This is a genomic window from Agrobacterium sp. 719_389 (assembly GCF_900188475.1).
Lineage (GTDB): Bacteria > Pseudomonadota > Alphaproteobacteria > Rhizobiales > Rhizobiaceae > Agrobacterium > Agrobacterium radiobacter.
The window spans coordinates 211,576-233,399 of sequence record NZ_FYEM01000009.1; the positions used below are offsets into that span (position 1 = coordinate 211,576).

The 21,824-nt window shown below is 60.0% G+C and carries 22 protein-coding genes; 11 read left to right on the forward strand and 11 right to left on the reverse strand.

Features of this window, described 5'->3' with window-relative positions:
* The first annotated feature begins 33 nt into the window (after nucleotides 1–33).
* Together CFB10_RS17785 and CFB10_RS17790 are read left to right on the forward strand one after the other, a co-directional pair.
* Nucleotides 34–264, forward strand: a complete 231-nt coding sequence (locus CFB10_RS17785; protein WP_026363513.1) for a type II toxin-antitoxin system VapB family antitoxin — start codon at nucleotides 34–36, stop codon at nucleotides 262–264.
* Complete coding sequence (locus tag CFB10_RS17790; RefSeq protein WP_020009747.1) at nucleotides 261–650, forward strand: PIN domain nuclease; 390 nt, start codon at nucleotides 261–263, stop codon at nucleotides 648–650. Before CFB10_RS17785 ends, CFB10_RS17790 begins: the two co-directional genes overlap by 4 nt.
* Before the next feature lie 5 nt (nucleotides 651–655).
* On the opposite strand, the gene CFB10_RS17795 is transcribed toward CFB10_RS17790, so the two are convergent.
* From CFB10_RS17795 to CFB10_RS17805, 3 genes are all read right to left on the reverse strand, one after another.
* A complete protein-coding gene (locus CFB10_RS17795) occupies nucleotides 656–1,126 on the reverse strand; it encodes an OsmC family protein (protein WP_020009746.1) in 471 nt (156 codons plus the stop codon).
* Nucleotide 1,127: 1 nt separating this feature from the next.
* Entirely contained in the window at nucleotides 1,128–2,501 is a 1,374-nt protein-coding gene (locus CFB10_RS17800; protein ID WP_026363512.1) for an aspartate aminotransferase family protein, read from the reverse strand.
* Between the two features lie 283 nt (nucleotides 2,502–2,784).
* A complete protein-coding gene (locus CFB10_RS17805; protein WP_020009744.1) occupies nucleotides 2,785–3,693 on the reverse strand; it encodes a diacylglycerol kinase family protein in 909 nt (302 codons plus the stop codon).
* Nucleotides 3,694–3,928: 235 nt separating this feature from the next.
* On the opposite strand from CFB10_RS17805, the gene CFB10_RS17810 reads away from it, so the two are divergent.
* Complete coding sequence (locus CFB10_RS17810; protein ID WP_051091637.1) at nucleotides 3,929–5,173, forward strand: MFS transporter; 1,245 nt, start codon at nucleotides 3,929–3,931, stop codon at nucleotides 5,171–5,173.
* Between the two features lie 285 nt (nucleotides 5,174–5,458).
* A complete protein-coding gene (gene mgtE, locus CFB10_RS17815; RefSeq protein ID WP_020009742.1) occupies nucleotides 5,459–6,832 on the forward strand; it encodes a magnesium transporter in 1,374 nt (457 codons plus the stop codon).
* Nucleotides 6,833–6,899: 67 nt separating this feature from the next.
* Here mgtE and CFB10_RS17820 read toward each other — a convergent pair whose 3' ends face one another.
* Nucleotides 6,900–7,736 (reverse strand): undecaprenyl-diphosphate phosphatase, encoded by an 837-nt coding sequence (locus tag CFB10_RS17820; RefSeq protein ID WP_003509996.1) that lies wholly within the window; start codon nucleotides 7,734–7,736, stop codon nucleotides 6,900–6,902.
* A gap of 122 nt (nucleotides 7,737–7,858) precedes the next feature.
* A complete protein-coding gene (locus CFB10_RS17825) occupies nucleotides 7,859–8,248 on the reverse strand; it encodes a helix-turn-helix domain-containing protein (RefSeq protein ID WP_003509998.1) in 390 nt (129 codons plus the stop codon).
* Between the two features lie 103 nt (nucleotides 8,249–8,351).
* Here CFB10_RS17825 and CFB10_RS17830 point away from each other — a divergent pair, with 103 nt between their 5' ends.
* The gene (locus CFB10_RS17830; protein ID WP_020009740.1) at nucleotides 8,352–9,368 is read left to right on the forward strand and encodes a zinc-binding alcohol dehydrogenase family protein; all 1,017 of its coding nucleotides are present in this window, start codon (nucleotides 8,352–8,354) and stop codon (nucleotides 9,366–9,368) included.
* Between the two features lie 86 nt (nucleotides 9,369–9,454).
* Here CFB10_RS17830 and CFB10_RS17835 read toward each other — a convergent pair whose 3' ends face one another.
* From CFB10_RS17835 to CFB10_RS17845, 3 genes are all read right to left on the reverse strand, one after another.
* The gene (locus tag CFB10_RS17835; RefSeq protein ID WP_020009739.1) at nucleotides 9,455–10,195 is read right to left on the reverse strand and encodes a pentapeptide repeat-containing protein; all 741 of its coding nucleotides are present in this window, start codon (nucleotides 10,193–10,195) and stop codon (nucleotides 9,455–9,457) included.
* Nucleotides 10,196–10,593: 398 nt separating this feature from the next.
* On the reverse strand, nucleotides 10,594–12,258 hold the full coding sequence (locus CFB10_RS17840) for an electron transfer flavoprotein-ubiquinone oxidoreductase (protein ID WP_020009738.1): 1,665 nt from the start codon (nucleotides 12,256–12,258) through the stop codon (nucleotides 10,594–10,596).
* Between the two features lie 347 nt (nucleotides 12,259–12,605).
* Nucleotides 12,606–12,983, reverse strand: a complete 378-nt coding sequence (locus CFB10_RS17845) for a helix-turn-helix domain-containing protein (RefSeq protein ID WP_020009737.1) — start codon at nucleotides 12,981–12,983, stop codon at nucleotides 12,606–12,608.
* Between the two features lie 165 nt (nucleotides 12,984–13,148).
* Here CFB10_RS17845 and CFB10_RS23810 point away from each other — a divergent pair, with 165 nt between their 5' ends.
* Both CFB10_RS23810 and CFB10_RS17855 read left to right on the forward strand, forming a co-directional pair.
* Nucleotides 13,149–13,547 (forward strand): hypothetical protein, encoded by a 399-nt coding sequence (locus CFB10_RS23810; RefSeq protein ID WP_020009736.1) that lies wholly within the window; start codon nucleotides 13,149–13,151, stop codon nucleotides 13,545–13,547.
* Between the two features lie 20 nt (nucleotides 13,548–13,567).
* Nucleotides 13,568–14,314 carry an SDR family NAD(P)-dependent oxidoreductase gene (locus CFB10_RS17855; RefSeq protein ID WP_020009735.1) on the forward strand — a complete coding sequence of 249 codons (747 nt, stop codon included), beginning with the start codon at nucleotides 13,568–13,570 and terminating at the stop codon, nucleotides 14,312–14,314.
* Between the two features lie 75 nt (nucleotides 14,315–14,389).
* Here CFB10_RS17855 and CFB10_RS17860 read toward each other — a convergent pair whose 3' ends face one another.
* A complete protein-coding gene (locus CFB10_RS17860) occupies nucleotides 14,390–15,310 on the reverse strand; it encodes a cation diffusion facilitator family transporter (RefSeq protein ID WP_026363511.1) in 921 nt (306 codons plus the stop codon).
* Nucleotides 15,311–15,492: 182 nt separating this feature from the next.
* Here CFB10_RS17860 and CFB10_RS17865 point away from each other — a divergent pair, with 182 nt between their 5' ends.
* Nucleotides 15,493–16,281: an SDR family oxidoreductase gene (locus CFB10_RS17865; RefSeq protein ID WP_020009733.1), complete on the forward strand. Its 789-nt coding sequence runs from the start codon at nucleotides 15,493–15,495 to the stop codon at nucleotides 16,279–16,281.
* Nucleotides 16,282–16,303: 22 nt separating this feature from the next.
* Here the strand turns inward: CFB10_RS17865 and CFB10_RS17870 are convergent, their stop codons facing one another.
* Nucleotides 16,304–17,281, reverse strand: a complete 978-nt coding sequence (locus tag CFB10_RS17870) for a diguanylate cyclase (RefSeq protein ID WP_020009732.1) — start codon at nucleotides 17,279–17,281, stop codon at nucleotides 16,304–16,306.
* Between the two features lie 301 nt (nucleotides 17,282–17,582).
* Between CFB10_RS17870 and CFB10_RS17875 the strand changes: the two genes are divergently transcribed.
* The 3 genes from CFB10_RS17875 (at nucleotide 17,583) to CFB10_RS17890 (ending at nucleotide 20,168) form a co-directional block, all read left to right on the forward strand.
* Nucleotides 17,583–18,881, forward strand: a complete 1,299-nt coding sequence (locus CFB10_RS17875; protein WP_026363510.1) for an Hsp70 family protein — start codon at nucleotides 17,583–17,585, stop codon at nucleotides 18,879–18,881.
* A gap of 43 nt (nucleotides 18,882–18,924) precedes the next feature.
* Complete coding sequence (locus tag CFB10_RS17880; protein WP_020009730.1) at nucleotides 18,925–19,824, forward strand: uracil-DNA glycosylase family protein; 900 nt, start codon at nucleotides 18,925–18,927, stop codon at nucleotides 19,822–19,824.
* Between the two features lie 152 nt (nucleotides 19,825–19,976).
* Entirely contained in the window at nucleotides 19,977–20,168 is a 192-nt protein-coding gene (locus CFB10_RS17890; RefSeq protein ID WP_003509784.1) for a hypothetical protein, read from the forward strand.
* A 282-nt stretch (nucleotides 20,169–20,450) separates the two neighbouring features.
* Here CFB10_RS17890 and CFB10_RS17895 read toward each other — a convergent pair whose 3' ends face one another.
* Nucleotides 20,451–21,386 carry a DMT family transporter gene (locus CFB10_RS17895; RefSeq protein WP_020009729.1) on the reverse strand — a complete coding sequence of 312 codons (936 nt, stop codon included), beginning with the start codon at nucleotides 21,384–21,386 and terminating at the stop codon, nucleotides 20,451–20,453.
* Between the last annotated feature and the right edge of the window lie 438 nt (nucleotides 21,387–21,824).

A 21,824-nucleotide genomic window follows, 5' to 3' on the forward strand; every position in this document is an offset into this window, starting at 1 on the left:
TGTTTCGAAAATCGATACACCAAGGGTTTTTCCATGCGCACCAACATTGAACTTGATGACGCCTTGATCGCCGAGGCAATGGAAATCACCGGTCTTTCCACCAAAAAGGCCACGGTGGAAAAGGCGTTGCGCGACCTTGTGGAGAATCTCGGGCGACGCAAAGCGTTGCAAGAACTGAGAGGCATCGGCTGGAGTGGCGATCTGGAAGATGTGCGCAATAGCTGGAGCGCGGACGATATCAAGTCGCGAGACGCCGCAGAATGATTGTTGTCGATACATCTGTCTGGATCGACTGGTTTCAGAATAAATCCACGCCTCAAGTCACAACGCTCAGCGATATCAGCGATCTTACCGACGTGATTATCGGCGATATTATTCTCCTCGAAATCCTGCAGGGAGAGCGGAATGACAAACTGGCGGCGACGATACATAGTCGGCTAGGGCGCTTCGGGTTCGTATCGATGCTGACACCCGAACTTACCGTTAAAGCCGCCGCCAATTATAGAAAACTTCGTAGCGTCGGGAAAACAGTGCGTAAAACCGCCGATCTTATCATCGGCACCTATTGTATCGAAAACGGATACGAACTGCTGCACAACGACCGAGACTTTCAGCCTATGGCCGATCATCTCGGGCTGCGCTTGGCCTGAACCTTTCAAACCACCTTCACCGTCCCCTCCACCCGCACCGGAAAATTCACCGATCGGGCGATGAAGCATTTGTCGTGGGCATCGTGGTGCAGCTCATCAGCCCGGGCAGGATCACCCTTGGAGATGGTGATGAGCGGTTTCAGCACCACTTCGCTGAATTGTCCGGCGCCGTCCTTTTCCATGACAAGCGTGCCCTCGGCATTGTCGACATAGTCTTCCACGATGATGCCGTTGACGGAGCAGAAATGCAGGTACCAGAGCTTGTGGCAGGCCGAGAGCGAGGCGACCAGCAGGTCTTCCGGGTTCCAGCGCGAGGCATCGCCACGGAAGGCGGGGTCGGAGGAGCCGGCTATATCGGCTTTTCCCGAGGTGGAAATCGTATAGTCGCGTTCATAGTCGCGGTAGCCGGACGTGCCCTTGCCGCGATTGCCCGTCCATTTCACCTGAACGGCGTAATGATGTTCCTGTCCTGCCATTTTAGTCCTCCCTTGTCGTATCACGCAGGTGGTCGAGCCCCTTGCGCAGCGTCTCGATGATCTCATCCACTTCCGAACGGCTGATCGTCAGCGCCGGCGAGGCCAGCATGCGGTCGCCCGTGGCGCGCATGACGAGGCCGTTTGCCAGGCAATGGTTGCGCACCGCAGTGCCGATGTCGTCGGGCTTGGCAAAACGCCTGCGGGTCGCCTTGTCGGACGTTATCTGCAGGCCGCCCATCAGGCCGACATTGACAGCCTCGCCGACCAGTTCGTGGTCCTCAAGGCTTTTCCAGCCTTGCGAAAAATACGGGCCGATATCGTCGCGCACCCGCTCCACCAACCCCTCAGCCTCGATGATGCGAAGATTTTCAAGCGCGGCAGCGGCGCAGACGGGGTGGCCGGAATAGGTGAAGCCATGGTTGAAATCGCCAACTTCTGACAGCATCACCGCCGCCACCCGGTCGGAAACGATAACGCCGCCGATCGGCAGATAGCCCGATGACAGGCCCTTGGCGACGGGCGCAAAATCCGGCTTCACGCCGAAATGCTGGTAACCGAACCAGGAGCCGAGACGGCCGAAACCGCAGATCACCTCGTCGGATACGAGGAGAATGTTGCGCGCCTTGCAGATGCGTGCGATTTCCGGCCAATAGGTCTCCGGCGGCACGATGACGCCGCCCGCACCCTGAATGGGTTCGGCGACAAAAGCGGCGACATTCTCTTCGCCGAGTTCGTCGATCTTCGCGTCCAGTTCTCGGGCCACCTTCAGGCCGAATTCGGCCGGTGAAAGATCACCACCCTCGGCATACCAATAGGGCTGGCCGATATGGGCGATACCCTCGATCGGCAGGTTGCCCTGCTCGTGCATCCATTTCATGCCGCCGAGCGAGGCTCCGGCCACCGTCGAGCCGTGATAGCCGTTGCGCCTTGCAATCACCTTGGTCTTCGTCGGATGGCCGAGCGCCTTCCAGTAAACCCGCGCCATGCGGAACCAGGTATCGGTGGCCTCCGAACCGGAATTGGTGAAGAACACATGGTTCATGTCAGGACCGGCGCGCGACGCAATCTTCTGCGCCAGAAGTGTCGCCGGCGGCGTGGTGGTGCCAAAAAACGCGTTGTAATAGGGCAGCTCATTCATCTGTCGCTGCACGACATCGGCGATCTCGCGGCGGCCATATCCGATATTCACGCACCAGAGGCCGGCAAAGGCGTCGAGATATTTCTTGCCGGTGCTGTCATAGATGAAGACCCCTTCCGCGCGCTCGATGATGCGGGTTCCGCTGGCATTCAGCTTGCCCATATCGGAGAAGGGATGAAGGTGATGGGCGGCATCGATGGCGGCGAGGTTGGACAGCGGCTTGGAGATTTCATTCATGACAGATCGCACTCCCATAAAGGCAACGGCGCTCACGCCACCGCGCCCGCCGAACATGGCCGGGCGGCTTCGATTTGGCAAGGCTGGCGTTTTTTAGGGGTATTGAGGGCGCGACATCGCCCCTTGTTTCTTCTCCCCGCCGGGGAGAAGGTGGCCCGAAGGGTTGGATGCGGGGGATAGCTCTCCGAATATCTCGACGCTCGCCCCCTGATCCCGCTGCCGCGGACTTCTCCTCCTCGGGGAGAAGAAACAAGCGGCAACCGCCAATTCGCAGTCAGTTGCGCTATGCAAAAAACACCCGCCCCACCAGCACCTTCAACTCGCCCGCATGAACTTTCAGCGCCACATCCCGTTCCATCGGCAGCAACTCGCCATCGATGACGCAGCGCAGGTCATGGCGCTTCTTCGGGAAATGCAGTTCCACTTCCGTCACGGTCATGGCGGTGACGGCGGCGTTTTCCTTCAGCTTGCCGCGCAGAATATCGAAAGCGAGTTTCGCAACGCCGGAGGGACGCAGCGGATCGGCAAGATAAAAGCCGAGATGGCCGCCCGAGACACTATCCGCCACCATCAGTGAGCTTTGGCCGAACTCGTTGTTGGAGACGGAAATCGCCGAGACCTTGCGATGCTGCGTCCTGCCATTGACGGTATATTGCACCTCGAACACCGGCGGGTTGAGGATGACGTTGATGGCGGCGCGGATGCTCGCCTTGATCTTGCCGAGACGGGAGGCGAAAGCGAGATTGTTGCGGTAGCGCACCATGCGCGAATGCAGGCCTGCGGAAAACTGGTGGACGAAGAGGCGGCCATTGACGCTGGCGATGTCGACACTGGCAATCTCGCCATTCGCCAGTGTTTCCAGCGCCTGGCGAATATCGAGCGGCAGCTTCAGCGAGCGGGCGAAGAGGTTCATGGTGCCGGCCGGAACGATGCCGAGCGCAATCCCGTGTTTCCAGGCGATGGCGGCTGCGGCGGAAATCGTGCCGTCGCCGCCGCCGGCGATGATGCCTTCAATGCCGGGCTCATCGGCGGCGCGTTCCATTTCCTCGACGATATCTTTCCCGGAGACCAGACGGCAATCGATCGCGTGGCCGGCGCGGGTGAAAACGTCGCGGGCATGGTCGCAATAGGCCTCCATGTCAGTGGTGCGAAAAGTGCCGCCGTCGCGATTGAAAATTGCAATGAGCTTCATGTTTCCAACCCGATCCAGTAATGCAGCCGCGCGTAAATGCCCATCGTCATATAGAGTTCCGAACACCATCGCGTGAAGATGCTCTTTTGCCGAGAATCGCTCTACCGCAACGCATCATTTCATGTTAGGGATCACTTAAGGTCATTTTCATGACCGCGCATCTCCAGTCAGGGCAGACCGCTCCCATACGGTCTTGCCCTTTTTTCTGTGGGCCCTTCCCGTTTTTCAGGTCACGATGAGCCAGTCGAATATTTCCGAAGCCCGCCCTGGCGCGGAGAATGAAACCGTTTACACGGCAGCGCCGGCCGTGGCCCTCTCCCCGCTTGCCATAGCACTTATCGAACTGGCGCTTGCCGCCGGCGGCTTCGGCATCGGCACCGGTGAATTCGCGATCATGGGCCTTTTGCCTGACGTCGCCACCACCTATGGCGTCACCGTTCCGCAGGCGGGTTACGTGATCACCGCCTATGCGCTCGGCGTCGTCATCGGCGCGCCGATCATTGCGGTGCTTGCCGCGCGCATGACGCGTCGTACCCTGCTTCTCGGCCTGATGGGACTTTTTGCGATCGGCAATATCCTGAGCGCCCTTGCCCCGGATTTCCTGAGCTTCACCGTCCTGCGCTTCATCACCGGCTTGCCGCATGGCGCCTATTTCGGCGTTGCGGCGCTGGTGGCGGCCTCCATGGCGCCCATCCACAAGCGCGCCCGCGCCGTTGGCCGCGTCATGCTCGGCCTCACCATCGCCACCCTGCTCGGCACCCCGCTTGCCACCTTCTTCGGCCAGCTGCTTTCCTGGCGAGCGGCCTTCATGCTGGTCGGCGGCATCGGGCTGCTAACGGTCGCCCTTCTCTGGCTGTTCCAGCCGCGTGACAGGGTGGAAGAAGGCGCCAGCGTGTGGCGCGAACTCGGCGCTTTCCGACGCGTGCAGGTGTGGCTGACGCTTGCCATCGCCGCCGTCGGTTTCGGCGGCATGTTCTCTGTGTTCAGTTATATAGCCAAGACCACCACCGATGTGGCGATGATGCCGGTTTCCACCGTTTCCATGGTGCTGGCGCTGTTCGGCATCGGCATGAATGTCGGCAATGTCGTCGGCTCGCGGCTCGCCGATATCTCGCTCAATGGCACGATTGGCGGCATGCTGGCCTTCAACGTGCTGGTCATGACCGTGTTCGGCATGACGGCGGACAATCCGTTCATGCTGTGCCTCTGCGTGTTCCTGATCGGCTGCGGTTTCGCCGCCTGCCCGGCCGTGCAGACCCGGCTGATGGATGTGGCGCAGGATGCGCAGACGCTGGCCGCCGCCTCCAACCATTCCGCCTTCAACATCGCCAACGCACTTGGCGCCTGGCTTGGCGGCCTCGTCATCGCCATGGGTTTCGGTTACGCCTCGACGGGTTATGTCGGTGCGGTTCTTTCCCTTCTCGGGCTTGGCGTTTTCCTCGTTTCCGTCGCCGTCGAGCGGCGCGCGAAAGCCGGATGAAAGCCGGTTTTTCAGCCGCTTGAATATACCTTCCGGCATCGGCTCGGAATCTTGCGGAAATTTCACAATCGGCCCGCTTGACTCTTTTTCGTTTCAGGCGCAACACGGCGTTACGCACGGGCCGTGACCGGAACTGTGCGGATTTCAACGGAGCATCATTAGATGTCTAGCGACAGTAGTAGTCGATTGCCTTTGCCGAAAGCGGCGAACGGGAACTGATCCGACCTCTGTCGGCTCACCACCGCGTTCGCCGTAATCGGCGAATCGACGGAAAGGTGAGCAATCATGAACTTCCACACTCTCTCCCAGAGAGCCAGCAAGGCCGCACGTCTTCTCCGCAGCGGAAATGCCGGTTCCACCACCATCGCAGAACGTGTCGAGCACCTCAACACGCTTGATACCGACGCAGCCGTAGCCGCCCTGCTTGCCATGCCGCAGGCAAAGGCCGTCGCCATTCTCGACCGGCCGGAGCTGCATGACGCGGCCGCCATCATTGCCGGCATTCCGCTCGAACAGGCCGCCCGCTTCGTCAACCTCATGTCTGACGACCGCGTGGCCGACGTCATGGCGGAAATGGAAGAAGAGCCGCGCGCCAAGCTGTTTTCCCGGCTGGACCGCACCACCGCGCTCTCCATCAAACATCTGATGGGTTATCCGCCGCGCACCGCCGGCTCCATCATGACCACGGAATTCGTCAGCGTGCCCGACAGCTGGACGGTGGAACAGACCCTTTCGCACATCCGCGTCGTCGAGCGGTCGCGTGAAACGGTCTATGCCATCTATGTGCTGGCGCAGGACGGGACGCTTTCCACGGTCGTGACGCTGCGTCGGCTGCTGACCGGCGAACCGGGCGCTTCCATCCTCTCTGTCGCCTCCAAGGAGGGCATTGCCTATGCAAGCCCCCTGATGTCGCAGGAGGATGTCGCCCGGCTGATCCGCAAGCACGACCTTCTGGCGCTTCCTGTCGTCGATGACCATTCGCATATCCTCGGCATCGTCACCGTTGACGACGTGATCGACACCATGATCGCAGACACCACGGAAGACGCCCACAAATTCGGTGGTATGGAAGCGCTCGGAAAGCCCTATATGACGATCGGTTTTCCGTACATGATCCGCAAGCGCGCCGGCTGGCTCGCAGCCCTGTTCCTCGGTGAAATGCTGACGGCCAGCGCCATGCAGCATTTCGAGGGCGAGCTGGAAAAGGCCGTGGTGCTGACGCTGTTCATTCCGCTCATCATGTCGTCGGGCGGCAACTCCGGTTCGCAGGCCACTTCGCTCATCATCCGGGCGCTGGCGCTCGGCGAACTGAAGCTTTCGGACTGGTGGCGCGTGCTGCTGCGCGAAATCCCGACAGGCCTGACGCTCGGCTGCATTCTGGGCGCCATCGGCTTCCTGCGCCTGACGGTCTGGCAGCAGGCTGGCTTTTATGATTATGGCGAACACTGGCTGCTGGTCGGCGCCACCGTCTTTGCGGCGCTTGTCGGCATCGTCACCTTCGGTTCGCTGGCCGGTTCCATGCTGCCCTTCATCCTGCAGCGCCTGCGGCTCGACCCCGCCAGCGCCTCTGCCCCCTTCGTCGCCACGCTGGTGGATGTCACCGGCCTCGTCATCTACTTCTCGGTGGCGCTGGCGATCCTCAGCGGCACATTGCTCTAAAGACAAAAGGCCCGCTCGAAAGAGCGGGCCTTTTCATTTGTGCCGGGAAAAGCGAGAAGCCCTGCCCTCAGCCACCGGCGTTGATGACGCCCGTTCCCAAGAGGGCGAGCAGGATGAAGCCGATGACCACGCGGTACCAGACGAAAGGCATATAGCTCTTGGTCGAGACCAGCTTGAGGAAGACCACGATCACGGCGTAACCCACCACGAAGGCGATGAGGGTGGCAAGCCCGGTCTGCCCCCAGCCGACCGGATTGTCCTCACCGATGCTCTTGAAGAGCTGGTAGAAGCCGGAGCCGAAGACGGCGGGAACGGCGAGCAGGAAGGAATAACGCGCGGCCGCCTCGCGGGTGTAACCCAGGAGCAGGCCGGCGCTGATGGTGCCGCCCGAGCGAGAGACACCGGGGATGAGCGCCATGGCCTGTGCGAAACCGAAGAGGATGCCATCGCGCCAGATCAGCTGGTTGAGCTTGTAACGCTTCTCCCCGATCCTGTCGGCAAGGCCGAGAACGATGCCGAAGACGATCAGCATCACGGCGGTGATATAAAGGTTGCGCAGCGAATGCTCGATCGCATCCTTGAAGAACAGGCCCAGAAACACGATCGGCACCGAACCGACGATGATCAGCCAGCCAAGCCGGGCGTCGGCCTTGTTATATTCGCCAAGGCGCAGGTTCTGACGCAGCCAGGCGGCTGCAATCCGCATGATATCGGACCAGAAATAGACCAGCACCGCCATTTCCGTGCCGATCTGGGTAATTGCGGTGAAGGCGGCACCGGGATCTGCGCCGGAGGGCAGGAACTCCCCGGCAATCCTCAGATGCGCGCTTGAAGAAATCGGAAGAAATTCCGTAAGTCCTTGCAAAAGGCCGAGAAATCCGGCCTCCATCCAACCCATGCTCATGTGCTTTGATGTCCCTGCTGCGAATCGAGTTTGCAGCATTATGCATCAATCGGGGCAAATCCGTGTTGCATCGCACCATGAAAAATGGCCTGCACGGGGCGTGCTTTTACCCGTGATTTCTCTCAGGCCGCCTTCTCCGCAGCCTGCGGAAGCTGGGTGTATTTCGCGCCGTTCTTGCACACGACATGGGCATCCCCCCAGCTTTTCAGCGCTGAGATGACCGGCCGCATCGTCTCGCCAAGCGGCGTCAGCGCATAATCCACCCGCGGCGGCACCACCGGGAAGACGGTGCGCGAGATCAAGCCCGCTTCCTCCAGTTCCCGCAGCTGCTTTGTCAGCATGCGCTGGGTGACGCTGGGAATATGGCGGCGCAGCTCGTTGAAGCGCAGCGTGCCCTCATTGATGAGGTGATAAAGAATCACGCCCTTCCATTTGCCGTCGAGAAAACTCAGGGTCGATTCCACCGGGCAGCCGGGAAAGTTGCCGGTGAGTTTGGCGCGCGGTCGCGACATCACAGTATCCTTTTTGTATGTATCATCACAAAATGTGCATTCTTGCGATCAGCGTTCATATGTATCAAGTAAGAGGCACGCAAACAAGCAAAGGAGACTGTTCATGCGCGCCATCGGTTACAGGACCAGCCAGCCCATCACTGCGAAAGACGCCCTCGTCGATATCGACCTTCCCCAGCCGGAAGCGAAAGGGCACGACATTCTGGTGGAAGTGAAGGCCGTTTCGGTAAACCCCGTCGACACCAAGGTGCGCCGCAACCAGACGCCGGAAAACGGCGAACCGCGCGTGCTCGGCTTCGATGCTGCCGGCGTGGTGAAGGCCGTCGGCGACAAGGTCTCGCTTTTCAAGCCCGGCGACGAGGTATTTTACGCCGGCGTCATCAACCGGCCCGGCTCCAACAGTGAATTTCACCTGGTCGATGAACGCATTGTCGGCATAAAGCCCAAATCACTGAATTTCGAGGAAGCGGCCGCCCTGCCGCTGACCGCAATCACCGCTTATGAGACGCTGTTCGACCGGTTGCGGGTGAAGGAACCGGTTCCGGGCGCGGCCAACGCCGTTCTGGTCATCGGCGGCGCGGGTGGCGTCGGCTCCATCGCCGTCCAGCTTCTGCGGGCGCTGACCGACCTCACCGTCATCGCCACCGCTTCGCGGCCGGAAACGATTGCCTGGGTGAAGGAACTCGGCGCGCATCACGTCATCGATCACAGCAAGCCGATCGCTCCGCAGGTGGAGGCGCTCGGGCTCGGTGCGCCGGGCTTCGTCTTCTCCACCACCCATAGCGACATTCATGCGGCCGACAGCGTGGCGACCATCGCGCCACAGGGCCGTTTCGCGCTGATCGACGATCCGGCCGGCGGTTTCGATGTCATGGCCTTCAAGCGCAAATGCGTATCGATCCATTGGGAAATGATGTTCGCCCGCGCGGTTTTTGAGACGCCTGACATGATCGAGCAGCACAGGCTGCTCAACCACGTGGCCGAGCTTGTTGATGCCGGCAAGATCAAGACAACGCTGACGGAGGTTTTCGGCACCATCAATGCCGCAAATCTCATCAAGGCGCACGCGCTGATCGAAAGCAACAAGGCCAAGGGCAAGATCGTGCTTTCGGGCTTCTGATCATCAACGAGGCGTCCGCATCGCGGGCGCTTCTCTCCGCTTGCGGAGGTGTTTGGGCCATGCGCAAAACCGCGCGGCCATTCCCGTCAATCGTCGTCCGGGTCCTCCGGGCACGGCCAGGAGGCCGGCGCGGTGAGGCCGTTCGGCAATTTGGTCTTGGCGTCACCGCAGGCAATATCGATCTGTTTCTGGTCGAGCCCGGTGGCGGTGGAAAGATCGACCCCTTCGATCCGGGTCAGAAGCAGGAAGGCGCTGGTGAAATCCACCGGGCCGCCAAGCTTCGCGCCGCCGAAACGGGCGCGCGACAGGTTTGTCAGCGAGAATTTCGAGCCGTTCAGCGACGCGCCCTCGAAATCGGCGCGCCCGAGTTCAGCCTTGGTGAAATCCGTGCCGTCGAGCTTGGTCTTCTCGAATTTGGTTCGCTGCATTTCGGCATTGACGAATTTGGCATTGGTGGCGTCGGCGGCGGAAAAATCGCTGCGATAGGCTTCCACCTTGGTCAGGTTGGCGCCCTGAAGGTTCGCCTCGCCAAGGGCCGTGCGGATGAGCTTGGCCTTTTCAAGATTGGCGCCCTTCAGCGAAGAGCCGCGCAGGTCGGTATAGGTGAAATCGGAGCCGTACAGCATCGCCGAATCCAGATTGCTGCCGCCCAGCATCAGCATGCGCTTGTTGCATTCGCGCCAGTCAATCCCGGCCATGGCATCACTGCGGCAGCTTGCCGCCGCAAGCGGGCCACTGCTGAAAGAAACCGCAATCGTCGAAAGCGCTGCCACGCCGACAACAAGCCCTGTTTTCCGTACGGTATTCAGCCTTTCAAAGCCGGACATTCTCTCACTCCCTGTCGCCGGGCGACGGCGCAAACGAAACAGCTGTTGAGCCGAACCGGGACCATATGCACATTCAAGGCGTTACCCCATTATCGCCCCGCGATCCACGAGCCGGATGACGTTACAACACCCCAACATCCTATATGTAAGAAATCGAAGAGCAATCCACAAATACTGACGGGGAAAAGGCTGTTTAGGCCGTCATTTTAGAGCGCATAGTCTGCGATCAAAAATAGTCGCGATCGGTCAGAACAAACTCCACGCCATCCTCGGCACAAGGCAGAGGATGACGTTGAGCGAATATGCCACCACTTCAACCTGAGTACGGCCCGCAAAAATTAAAAACCCGACAACAACGGGCCAAGCCCGAGAATAACGAAGCGGGATACCCCACATCATCACATATTGGCGTAAACCGGCCCTTCGCCACCCTGCGGCGGCACCCAGTTGATGTTCTGGTTGGGGTCCTTGATGTCGCAGGTCTTGCAGTGCACGCAGTTCTGCGCGTTGATGACGTAAACCTCTTCGCCGTCCTTCTCCACCCACTCGTAAACACCGGCCGGACAATAACGCGTCGAAGGACCGGCAAAGACATCGTGTTCGGAGCGCTTCTGCAGCTCCATGTCCTTCACCTGAAGATGCACCGGCTGGTCCTCTTCATGGTTGGTGGAGGAGAGGAACACCGAGGACAGGCGGTCGAAGGTCAGGACGCCATCAGGCTTCGGATAGGCGATCGGCTTGTGCTTTGAGGCCGGTTCCAGGCTCTGCGCATCCGTCTTGCCGTGCTTCAGCGTGCCGAAGAAGGAGAAACCGAACAGCTGGTTGGTCCACATATCGAGACCGCCAAGGCCGACACCGATGAGCGTGCCGAATTTCGACCACAGCGGCTTGACGTTGCGAACCCGCTTCAGGTCCTTGCCGATATCGCCTTCGCGCCATTCGGCCTCGATCTCGGCCACCTCGTCATGGGCGCGGCCGGCGGCAATCGCCGCAGCGATCTTTTCCGCCGCCAGCATGCCCGAGAGTACCGCGTTATGGCTGCCCTTGATGCGCGGCACGTTGACGAAACCGGCCGAACAGCCGATCAGCGCGCCGCCCGGGAAGGTGAGCTTCGGCACCGACTGATAACCGCCTTCGGTGATGGCGCGCGCGCCATAGGAGATGCGCTTGCCGCCCTCGAAAGTATCGCGGATCGCCGGATGCGTCTTGAAGCGCTGGAATTCCTCGAAAGGATAGAGATAGGGGTTCTTGTAATTGAGATGGACCACGAAGCCGACGGCGACGAGGTTATCTTCCAGATGATAAAGGAACGAGCCGCCGCCGGTCTTGAAACCGAGCGGCCAGCCGAAGGAATGCTGCACGAGGCCCTGTTTGTGGTGTTCCGGCTTGACCTGCCAGAGCTCCTTGATGCCGATGCCGAATTTCTGCGGCTCGCGATCTTTCGAGAGGTCGAATCTGGAAATCAGCTGCTTGGCGAGCGAGCCACGCACGCCCTCTCCAACAAGCACATATTTGCCGTGCAGTTCCATGCCGCGGGTGAAGTTCGGACCCGGCTCGCCATTCTTCTCGATGCCCATGTCGCCGGTGGCGACACCTATGACGGCGCCTTCCTCATTATAGAGCACTTCCGTGGCGGCAAAGCCGGGATAGATCTCGACGCCGAGAGCCTCCGCCTTTTCCGCCAGCCATCGACAGACCAGCCCAAGCGAGACGATATAATTGCCGTGATTGTTCATGAGCGGCGGCATCATGAAATTCGGCAGGCGGATGGAACCTGCCGGGCCTAAGAACATGAACTGGTCGTCCTTGACCTCGGTCTTGAAGGGATGCCCCTCCTCTTCGCGCCAGCCGGGCAGAAGACGGTCGATGCCGATGGGATCGACCACCGCGCCCGAGAGGATATGCGCGCCGACTTCAGCGCCCTTTTCCAGAACGACAACCGAAAGCTCCGGCTCCACCTGCTTCAGGCGGATCGCGGCGGCAAGACCCGCAGGACCCGCACCGACAATCACAACGTCGAATTCCATCGCTTCGCGTTCGGGCAGTTCCATCGCTTCCGTCATCTTGTCCTCTCATATCGCCGGTCCCATCCGGCTGTTGTTATATTCGTTTTCCGCCGTCCGCCGCATAGTCCGCGACCGATGAAAATCCCGTCTGCAGCAGGACATTCACTCTTGCCTGTCTTCGCAAAGCGTAACAGCTTTGTCGAGCTTCTATAGCGGCAAAACATGTCGCACGCCACCTCATTGTCAGACAACCTGATGACTATTTTATTACTTTTACGTGCACGTAAGATATAAAATAGAGACGACATATTTAGGCGTCAAGGGCCGTAACAGTTTAACGGCGGCCGATATTCCGCGCCGCGCCAGAAGCGGACCTCATTACTCCCATAGAAAGACGTAAAGTCTCACACTCCTGCAGCCCCGCTGTTGGGCTTACGGCCGCGCGGGTTCGGTTTTGCTGGAATGGTCTTGCCATGCTCTTCCCACCAGGCGGCCAATGCCTTCATCGTCGGACCCAGACCCCTCGCCTTTTCTGTCATCTCATATTCGACGCGCGGCGGTACCTCAGCAAAGACGGTGCGCGAGACGAGACCATCCGCCTCCAACTCGCGAAGCTGCGCCGACAACATGTGCTGGGTAATTCCAGGGATCGCTTTTCGCAATTCGCCAAAGCGGTGGACCCGCTGATGAAGCAGCCACATGATTTCCAGCTTCCATTTCCCCGAGAGCATCGAAAAGGCGCGACGCATCTCATCCTGCATCGTAAAGCCCGCTTCAGTCATTAGTACGAATTTCCATACCTAGTGTCATGAATTCATCCTACTTGCGAAAATTTATTATAGCCTACAAATTCTCTACAAGCTCTTCGTAGCCGATGCAACGCGTCATCCGAAAAGCGCAAGATCAATGCTCAATTTCGCCGGGACGCCCGGCGAGAGGGATATTCCATGACCATGACCTACATTTACTGGATCAGCACCGTTCTCTTGTCGGCGCTATATCTGTCTTCGGCGGCCCTTTACCTGACCAAGAGGGGCTTCGTCGAAAAAGCCCAGGCCGATCTCGGCTATCATGCGGCCCATCTGGTGCCTTTCATGATCGTCGTGAAGATACTCGCGCCCCTTGTGATCCTGACCCGTCTCTCCCTGCCGCTCAGCGATCTCGCTTATGCAGGCATTTTCTATCACTTGATCCTGTCGGGAATGGCGCATCTCGGCGTCCGCAGCATCAAGGGTGCAATGCCCGCCGCCATTGGCCTCATCCTGATGGCCACATCCTTCGCGACGCAGAACCACGTTCGCGATACTCCCTCGCCTTATGCTCTTGAAGCGGCGGCGCACCGGTAAATCTGAAAAAGGAAACACCCATGAAAAGACTAGAAGGCAAGGTTGCGATGGTCACCGGGGCTGGCCGGGGAATTGGCCGCGCCACCGCCAAACTCCTCGCAGCAGAAGGGGCAAAAGTCGCGGTGCTGTCGCTAACGCCCGCGAATGTCGATGCCGTCGTGGCCGATATAGAAGCCGCAGGCGGGACCGCTTTGGGTATTGCGATTGACGTCAGCGATGCCGATGCGATCAAGCCTTCAATCGACACGGTTGTCGCGGCCTGGGGCGGCATTGACATCCTCGTGAACAACGCCTTTGACCCCTCAGTGGTGCAATCGTCGGTTATCGACTTATCGGTTGAACAGCTACAGCGCAATTTCGATACGGGCCCGATCGCCTACCTGCGGATGATGCAGGCCGCCTATCCTCATCTGAAAGCGAGCGGTGAAGGCCGTATCATCAACTTCGGATCGATGGCCGGCGTCACGGGTCTGGTGCCATATGCGCCGTACAACATGGCAAAGGAGGCCATACGTGCCCTGACGCGGGTTGCAGCCCGTGAATGGGGTGCTGACAAGATTACCGTCAACAACGTCCTGCCGGTTGCCGATACCTGGGGTGCGGCGGCAGCCAATATTCCAGCCCCGACCAATGCCCTTGCCCGGCACGGCTCCCCCGAGAACGACATCGCGCCCGTGGTGCTGTTCCTTGCCAGCAAAGATGCACAGTTCATTACGGGGTACAGTCTGACGCCCGACGGCGGCATGATCATCGATGCCGGACGCTGAGAGTGGTTTAAGCGCGTTGCTTCCCTCGGAAGCGACGCCTTCAGACGTTTCGTGGCGGCGGCGTCTCGGATGAAATCAGATCGCCCATTCCTCATCCGTCGTGAACACGATCGTCAGCCAGCGGTCACTCCCCTCGCCGCCCAGCGCATCGCCGATCTCGTCGCGGATCGCGTCCCATTCTTCCAGACGCCGGGCCGGCCAGTTCTTCGGCACGATGAAGAAGAGTTCGATCTGACGGCCGCGGCCGACGCGGGCGACATAGGAATAATGCGACGCAAAGCCGAACTTCTCCACCGTTTCGGCGGCCACCTTGTCCACATGCTGCTTGAATTCCAGCGGGGTCACCAGAAGGATGTCGGCGAGCGCCTGCTTCACATTGCCGAGCGGCATGGGGATGATGACGAGGCAGACCAGCGCCAGCACGGCCGGGTCGATATAGGGCGACAGCCATGCCTGCGACGTTCCCGTCAGCCCGTAACCCGCGGCGAAGGCGATAAAGAGCGCGATGCTCAAGAGCGCGCTCATCAGCCAGCTTTTGGCATCCAGCGCCACAAAGGCGGATTTCAGCCGGCGGTTCTGCCTTTTGACGAACCATGCCATGGCGAGAGAGACGGCGAAGCTGAGGAAGGTGACGATGATGGCGTAGTCGAACTCGATCGATCTGCCGCCATCCATCAGGCTGTCGATGGCGTTGATGAGCGCATAGATGGCCGCGCCCATCAAAAGCGTGCCGTTGAGGCCGAGCACCATCGGCTCCAGATGCCAGAAACCCATGGTGAAACGCTCCACCAGCCGGCCGCCTGGCCTAGGCGCTGCCGAGGCGGCGATCAGCCGCGCGACCAGCAGCGCCAGCACCGTCATGAAAGCGTCGGTCAGCGCATAGACACCATCGAAAACCACCGCGAAGGAGCCGGAGAACAGCCCCGCGCCGATGCCGAAGAGCGCCAGGAGAACCGTGACGGCAATGGAGAATTTCAGCAGGGATTGTTCTGTCATGATGTGTATTTTTCCTTCAAAACCGGGCGCTGCCTTCATAGAGGGTTTTCGCCTTTCTTCGAATCGCGAAAATACTCTAACTCTTTGTTTTGTCGCATTTCCGTACGGAAAACCGGGGTCCACTTTTCCTGGAAATGCTCTATAAACAGCACATAGCGCACTCACAAGACAGGACAAAACCCATGGATTTCGGCATTTCCGGCAAACGCGCCCTCGTTCTCGCCTCCTCTCGCGGCCTTGGGCTCGGCATTGCGACGGCGCTGGCGAAAGAAGGCGCGCATGTCCTTCTCGTCGGCAGAAGCGGCGAAAAGCTGGCGGCAAACTGCAAGGCGATCAATGCGCTCGGCAAGGGCAAGGCCGACTGGGTCTGGGGCGATCTTGCCGATGACAATTTCGTCGACGCCATGGTTCAGGCGGTCAAGGACAAGCTCGGCGGCATCGATATTCTCGTCAACAATACCGGCGGTCCGACCCCGGGCCTTGCCCAGGAGATGACCACCGACAAGCTGGATACCTTCTTCCAGTCCATGGTCCTGCGCGTCATCACGCTCACCAATGCGCTTTTGCCTGAGATGAAAGAGCAGGGTTTCGGCCGCATCCTCACCGTCGCTTCGTCAGGCGTGTTCGAACCGATCGCCAATCTCGCCCTTTCCAATACGCTGCGCGGCGCGCTGGTCGGCTGGAGCAAGACGCTGTCCTCCGAAGTGGCCTCCTTCGGCATCACCTCCAATCTGCTCCTGCCCGGCCGTATCCATACCGACCGCATCGATGAGCTGGATGGCGCCAATGCCAAGCGTCTCGGCAAGAGCGTCGAGGAAATCCGCGAGGCCTCCGTCAAAAGCATCCCGGCCGGCCGCCTCGGCACGGTGGAGGAATTCGCCGCCGCCGGCGCCTTCCTCTGCTCGGTTCCCGCAAGCTATATTACCGGCACGATGCTGAGAGTGGATGGCGGCGCGGCGAAGTCGAACTGACGCCGAATAAACACAAATCCGGTCAGGAGGCCGCTCCGTAAATCACGTAGCGGTTCCGGCCGGTATTCTTGGCTTCGTAAAGCGCCGTGTCGGCGCGGCGCAGGACCTCGCTCGCGGTCTCGCCCGGATTTGCAAAGGCAATGCCCGCCGAGCAGCTATAGCGGAAATCCGGCACGTCGCTCAGCGGCGATGCCTCGGTCAAAGACGACAGCAGTTTCTGCATGATGATCTCCGCGCTCAGCATGCGCGAACCGCCGAAAACGAGCAGGAACTCCTCGCCGCCGATCCGCCCGACCAGATCGTCGCGGGCGACCGCAGCGGAAAGCCGGGCGGCGAAATCTTTCAGAACCAGATCACCGCAGGCATGGCCAAAGCGGTCGTTCACCGACTTGAAATGGTCTATATCAATGATGATGACGGCAAGCGCCTCGGCCTTGTTGGGGCCAAGCCGGTGATTGAGAATATCCATGACGTAGCGGCGGTTGCCGAGACCGGTCAGCTCGTCGCTCAGGGCGGATTTCAGCGCCCTGTCCCGCTCCTGGCGAAGATCGCGCAATTCGACGCCGAGTTCGGAAATATCGGTGACGACGCACAGCATCCAGCCACCCGGCAGCGTCGTCTCGGTCGTCAGCATCCAGCGCCCGTCATTGAGGCCGGTCTCGATGGTGCGGAAGGGCAGCTTGCCGCGCCTCGTTCTCGCGGAGCGCAGCCACAGTTCGAAATCGGAGGTCTCGATGGCCGTGCCGGCGGAGTTACGGTAGCCGCTGCGCATGAGATCAACCCATGTCGGAAACTCGTCCGGGCCGAGGCCGAGCGCCGTGCGGAATGCCGTGTTGGCGAAACGCAGTTCATCGCCGCCGTCGAAAAGCGCATAACCCTGCTGCGACGCCTCCATCAGGTCCATGAGATGGCGGTTGAAGCTGTCCGCATCGCCGCGAACGCGGGCGTTTCGCGCCGGCGACACGTCTTCAAGGGTGGAACGGGCCGGCTTTCGGGACATCGGGGCTCCGTCTGCAAACACAACAAATACAAAAATAAATCTGCTCTTTAACGCTATAGTTCAGCCTTATACTCGCTTTATGCGAAAGAATATTTAATGCGGGCAGCAGGGCGGCCTTCCACCCATGGCGATTACTTCATGCAAATTTCACAATAAACCCGGGTGCAGGTGCTTGCCATTCCGTCGGCCCTGTGCAATCAACCGCCCTCCTCTGACATCGGGGCGCCAAGAGCATCCCTTATTTTCACGCCGGGCCACCCTGGGGCCGGGCGGTTCTTCTATCGGCGACAAGGATATGGCGATGACGCAAAAGCGGGCTCTCGGCCTCGATTTCGGCACGACCAACACGGTCATGGCTCTTTCCGACGGCGGCGGCGACAGCCGTTCCATGCGCTTCACCAGCAGCGCAGGCACGGATGACAGCATGCGCACCGCGCTCTCCTTCATGAAGGATGCTGGCCTTGGTGCGGCCGCCCTGCATGTGGAAGCGGGACATGCCGCCATCCGCCAGTTCATCGACAATGCCGGCGACTGCCGTTTCCTGCAGTCGATCAAGACATTTGCGGCCTCGCCGCTGTTCCAGGGCACGCTGATCTTCGCCAAGCGCCAGAGCTTCGAAGACCTGATGGACGTGTTCCTGCGCAAGCTGAAGACCTATGCGGGCGAGGAATGGCCAGGTGACGTCTCCACCGTCATCGCGGGCCGGCCGGTGCGTTTCGCCGGCAGCAATCCGGACGAGGCGCTGGCGCTCGCCCGTTACAACGAGGCGCTCACCCGGGCAGGCTTCCCTGATATCCATTATGTCTACGAGCCGGTGGCGGCCGCCTATTATTTCGCCCAGAGCCTGAAGAAGGACGCCAATGTGCTGGTGGCGGATTTCGGCGGCGGCACCACGGACTATTCGCTGATCCGTTTCGAAACCCATGCCGGCAAGCTTTCCGCCACCCCCATCGGCCATTCCGGCGTCGGCGTAGCGGGTGACCATTTCGACTTCCGCATGATCGACAATCTGGTCTCGCCCGAGATCGGCAAGGGCAGCAAGTTCAAGAGCTTCGACAAGGTGCTGGATGTACCCTCGGGTTATTACGTGAATTTCGGCCGCTGGAACCAGCTGTCGATCTTCAAGACCTCGAAGGAATTCACCGCGCTGAAATCGCTGGTGCGCTCGGCGCTGGAGCCGGAAAAACTCGAACTCTTCGTCGACCTGGTCGACCACGACGAGGGCTACCCGCTCTATCAGGCGATTTCCGCCACCAAGATGGCGCTGTCTTCTTCGGAAGAAGCGGAATTCAACTTCTCGCCGCTCGGCAAGGCTGGCCGCAAGATGGTGAAGCGCAGCGATTTCAACAACTGGATCGCTAACGACCTCGCCAAGATAGAAGAAGCGCTCGACGAGGTTCTGGAAAAGACGAAGGTTGCGCCCGAGGCGATCGACAAGGTGTTCCTGACCGGCGGCACCTCCTTTGTGCCGGCGGTGCGGGAGCTTTTCACCCGCCGTTTCGACGCCGACCGTATCGAAAGCGGCGGCGAGCTGCTCTCCATCGCCCATGGTCTCGCCATGATCGGCGAAAGCGGCGACATTCAGCGCTGGACAGCGTGATTTACGGGTTCCCCGGGCGGGGAACATGGGGTAGTTTCCGCCCATGATCGCCGCCCACGACCTCTCCCCGGCCGAACTCGCCGCCCTCCTGCATTTCCATGCGGATGCGGGCGTGGACTGGATGCTGGAAGAGACCCCGATCGATCGTTTCGCCGAATTCGCCGCCGCCCGCCCTGCCCGATCCGCGCCGGCGCAGGATGCGGTGACATCGGCGCGCCAGACTGAAAGACCTGCGGATCGCCGTACCGACGCGCCTCAGCGGCAGGCGGCAACGCGCAGCGCCCCGGCGCGTGGCGCGCCAGCCGCCCCCGCCATTCAGCAGAATGTCGCCATGCCGGACGAGCAGGCCGTGGCGGCGGCGCGTTTTGCGGCGGAAAGCGCGAGATCGCTTGCCGAGCTGAAAACCGCGCTTGAGGGTTTCAGCGGCTGCAACCTCAAGAACAGCGCGCGCAATACGATTTTCACCGAAGGTGATGCCGCCTCCGCCATCATGGTCATCGGCCCGATGCCTGACGCGGATGACGACCGTGAGGGCCTTCCCTTCGCCGGCAAGACCGGGCTTTTGCTCGACCGCATGCTGGCGGCCATCGGGCTTGAGCGCAGCACCATCATGCTCGGCAATGTCGTGCCCTGGCGGCCGCCGGGCAACCGCCCGCCGACGCAGGCAGAGATGGATATCTGCCGCCCCTTCATCGAGCGGCAGATCGCCCTTGCCGAGCCGAAACAGCTGTTGCTTCTTGGCAACTTCACCGCACGTTTCTTCTTTGGCGGCACCGGCACCATCCATACGCTGCGCGGACAGTGGCGTGATGTCGCAGCCGGACACCTTGTTTTACCGGCTTTGGCAAGCCTGCACCCGCAGGAGCTGTTGAACGCGCCAGCGAGTAAGTCCTTGGCATGGCAGGATTTATTGGCTTTTCAGGCCAAGATCACCCAGGGCTGACTGCCTCATTCCTACTCAATGTAAATGAATTATGAAAAAAGCCATGCGCATTACGCATAACAGCGGCGCATTTGGCCGGCTTGCCGAATCCATGCTGCGCTGCGATATAGCGACCATGTCTTGGGAGGAATTCGGTTTAAGGAACCAAGGCAATGACCACTCGCTTCCGTCCGGTACATTCCGGCTTTGAAACGCTCCGCCTGGCGGGCCTCGGCCCTCGCTCCAGTCAGGGCTACCATCGTTTCGGCGCTGCCGCAAACGAACAGATGACCGCACGCGCTGCCATGCAGCAGGTCCGCGTGACGCGTCCCTCGGCAGTCTTCGCGGATTTCCGCGAGCGCTGAGAAGCTCTCAGGCCAGTCTAGCACTGGCTCATAGATATGATTGCGCGCTGGCGTCTTTCTTCGGGAAGGCGCCTTTTGCTTTTGTGGGCGTTTTGCAGCAGGACGTCGAGATGATGGCCACGCCGTCTGACGTCATCCTCGGGCTTGTCCCGAGGATCTAATCACCTCGTCAAAATCAAGAGGTTGGCAGATCCTCGGGACAAGCCCGAGGATGACGTCGAGGGAAAAATTTCCCTTCGTTATCGACGCCGACTTAACATACCGCGGGAGTAGCAACCTCCCTCACCCCTGCGGCGTCGAGGCCTTGCGCGCCGCCCGTCGCGCCAATCCCAGCTGATGCTCGCGGAAAATGATGAAGATACCGGCGAGAATCACGATCGCCGTGCCGATCAACATGGTGACGGTGGGAATATCGCCGAACAGAATGTAGGAAACAGCGATCCCGAAGACGATGGAGCTGTATTCGAAGGGCGCGATGACGGAAACCTCCGCATGGCGGTAACTCTCCGTCAGGAAGATTTGCGCGACGCCGCCGCAGATGCCGCTGGTGATCAAGAGCATGGCCTGCGTCACACTCAGCGAATTCCAGCCGAACGGAACGCTGATGAGCGATAACAAGGTGGCGGTGAGCGAAAAATAAAGAACGATGGTCGGCGTCTTTTCCGTCTCCACCAATTGCCGCACCTGGATCATGGCGAGCCCACCCAGCGCCGCGCCGCATAGCACGGCAATGGCCCCCAGCCCCTCACCCGCGGCAAAGCCGCCCTCGCTCAGAAGCGTCATCTTCGGCCACAGAATCACCAGCACGCCCGTCATGCCGACAAACACCGCGCTCCAGCGATAGATACGTACCTTTTCATGCAGGATGAAGGCGGCGAAAACGACGGCGAGAAGCGGCGAGGCATAACCGATGGCGATGAATTCCGGCAGCGGCAGCATGGTCAGCCCATAAAAACCGCAAGCCATCGAGAGGATGCCCAGAAAACCGCGCTTGAAATGGCCGACGAGATTATTGGTGTGCAGCGCGCTTGCCAGCGCATGCAGCCAGGCGAGATAAACGACGATCGGGATGATGGCGAAAGCCGAGCGGAAGAAGGTGATCTGGCCGGCGGGCACGTCACCTGCGGCCTTGATGCAGGTCTGCATGACAAGAAAAAAGCCGACCGAAATCAGCTTCATGCTAATCCCGCGAAAGGGATTCATCGGTTCGGCGTTCATTGGCAGTTACTCATATCGGCTGCGCAAACACGCCATCGGGAGATTTTCATGCGGGAGAGGACGACGCAGGGGAAGTGGATGTCCCAAGGCTAGAGCATTCTTCCGGGGCTTTACAACAAAAAATGTTATTCACTCATGAATTCCGTTGATCTGGCTGGGGTTCGTTATCATGGGCTCAGGGAACGATCGCAGACGAAAAGCGACGCGTGCTAAAATTTGAAGAAAATAAAATATAATTTCAGCAATCGTTCAACATTTGCTGCCATGGTCCACGGGTCCGGCGGCGGGAGGATTGTCTGCATGGCCGGCAAAGCTTTCCATCGCGGGACAGAACGTCCTCCGACGCGCACATGAACGTGACGAATACTCTACCCATTTTACATCCGGGACTTATGGCGACATGATGCCGGGAAGACCACGCCAAGTTATTCAGGGACA

What these genes read in the sequence shown, in the direction of transcription:
- CFB10_RS17830 (WP_020009740.1), top strand. Translation starts at nt 8,352, where the DNA reads ATGCGCGCCATCGGTTACAGGACCAGCCAGCCCATCACTGCGAAAGAC.
- CFB10_RS17795 (WP_020009746.1), bottom strand. Translation starts at nt 1,126, where the DNA reads ATGGCAGGACAGGAACATCATTACGCCGTTCAGGTGAAATGGACGGGC.
- mgtE (WP_020009742.1), top strand. Translation starts at nt 5,459, where the DNA reads ATGAACTTCCACACTCTCTCCCAGAGAGCCAGCAAGGCCGCACGTCTT.
- CFB10_RS17820 (WP_003509996.1), bottom strand. Translation starts at nt 7,736, where the DNA reads ATGAGCATGGGTTGGATGGAGGCCGGATTTCTCGGCCTTTTGCAAGGA.
- CFB10_RS17880 (WP_020009730.1), top strand. Translation starts at nt 18,925, where the DNA reads ATGATCGCCGCCCACGACCTCTCCCCGGCCGAACTCGCCGCCCTCCTG.
- CFB10_RS17895 (WP_020009729.1), bottom strand. Translation starts at nt 21,386, where the DNA reads ATGAACGCCGAACCGATGAATCCCTTTCGCGGGATTAGCATGAAGCTG.
- CFB10_RS17825 (WP_003509998.1), bottom strand. Translation starts at nt 8,248, where the DNA reads ATGTCGCGACCGCGCGCCAAACTCACCGGCAACTTTCCCGGCTGCCCG.
- CFB10_RS17860 (WP_026363511.1), bottom strand. Translation starts at nt 15,310, where the DNA reads ATGACAGAACAATCCCTGCTGAAATTCTCCATTGCCGTCACGGTTCTC.
- CFB10_RS23810 (WP_020009736.1), top strand. Translation starts at nt 13,149, where the DNA reads ATGACCATGACCTACATTTACTGGATCAGCACCGTTCTCTTGTCGGCG.
- CFB10_RS17875 (WP_026363510.1), top strand. Translation starts at nt 17,583, where the DNA reads ATGACGCAAAAGCGGGCTCTCGGCCTCGATTTCGGCACGACCAACACG.
- CFB10_RS17865 (WP_020009733.1), top strand. Translation starts at nt 15,493, where the DNA reads ATGGATTTCGGCATTTCCGGCAAACGCGCCCTCGTTCTCGCCTCCTCT.
- CFB10_RS17800 (WP_026363512.1), bottom strand. Translation starts at nt 2,501, where the DNA reads ATGAATGAAATCTCCAAGCCGCTGTCCAACCTCGCCGCCATCGATGCC.
- CFB10_RS17845 (WP_020009737.1), bottom strand. Translation starts at nt 12,983, where the DNA reads ATGACTGAAGCGGGCTTTACGATGCAGGATGAGATGCGTCGCGCCTTT.
- CFB10_RS17790 (WP_020009747.1), top strand. Translation starts at nt 261, where the DNA reads ATGATTGTTGTCGATACATCTGTCTGGATCGACTGGTTTCAGAATAAA.
- CFB10_RS17890 (WP_003509784.1), top strand. Translation starts at nt 19,977, where the DNA reads ATGACCACTCGCTTCCGTCCGGTACATTCCGGCTTTGAAACGCTCCGC.
- CFB10_RS17835 (WP_020009739.1), bottom strand. Translation starts at nt 10,195, where the DNA reads ATGTCCGGCTTTGAAAGGCTGAATACCGTACGGAAAACAGGGCTTGTT.
- CFB10_RS17805 (WP_020009744.1), bottom strand. Translation starts at nt 3,693, where the DNA reads ATGAAGCTCATTGCAATTTTCAATCGCGACGGCGGCACTTTTCGCACC.
- CFB10_RS17785 (WP_026363513.1), top strand. Translation starts at nt 34, where the DNA reads ATGCGCACCAACATTGAACTTGATGACGCCTTGATCGCCGAGGCAATG.
- CFB10_RS17810 (WP_051091637.1), top strand. Translation starts at nt 3,929, where the DNA reads ATGAGCCAGTCGAATATTTCCGAAGCCCGCCCTGGCGCGGAGAATGAA.
- CFB10_RS17870 (WP_020009732.1), bottom strand. Translation starts at nt 17,281, where the DNA reads ATGTCCCGAAAGCCGGCCCGTTCCACCCTTGAAGACGTGTCGCCGGCG.
- CFB10_RS17840 (WP_020009738.1), bottom strand. Translation starts at nt 12,258, where the DNA reads ATGACGGAAGCGATGGAACTGCCCGAACGCGAAGCGATGGAATTCGAC.
- CFB10_RS17855 (WP_020009735.1), top strand. Translation starts at nt 13,568, where the DNA reads ATGAAAAGACTAGAAGGCAAGGTTGCGATGGTCACCGGGGCTGGCCGG.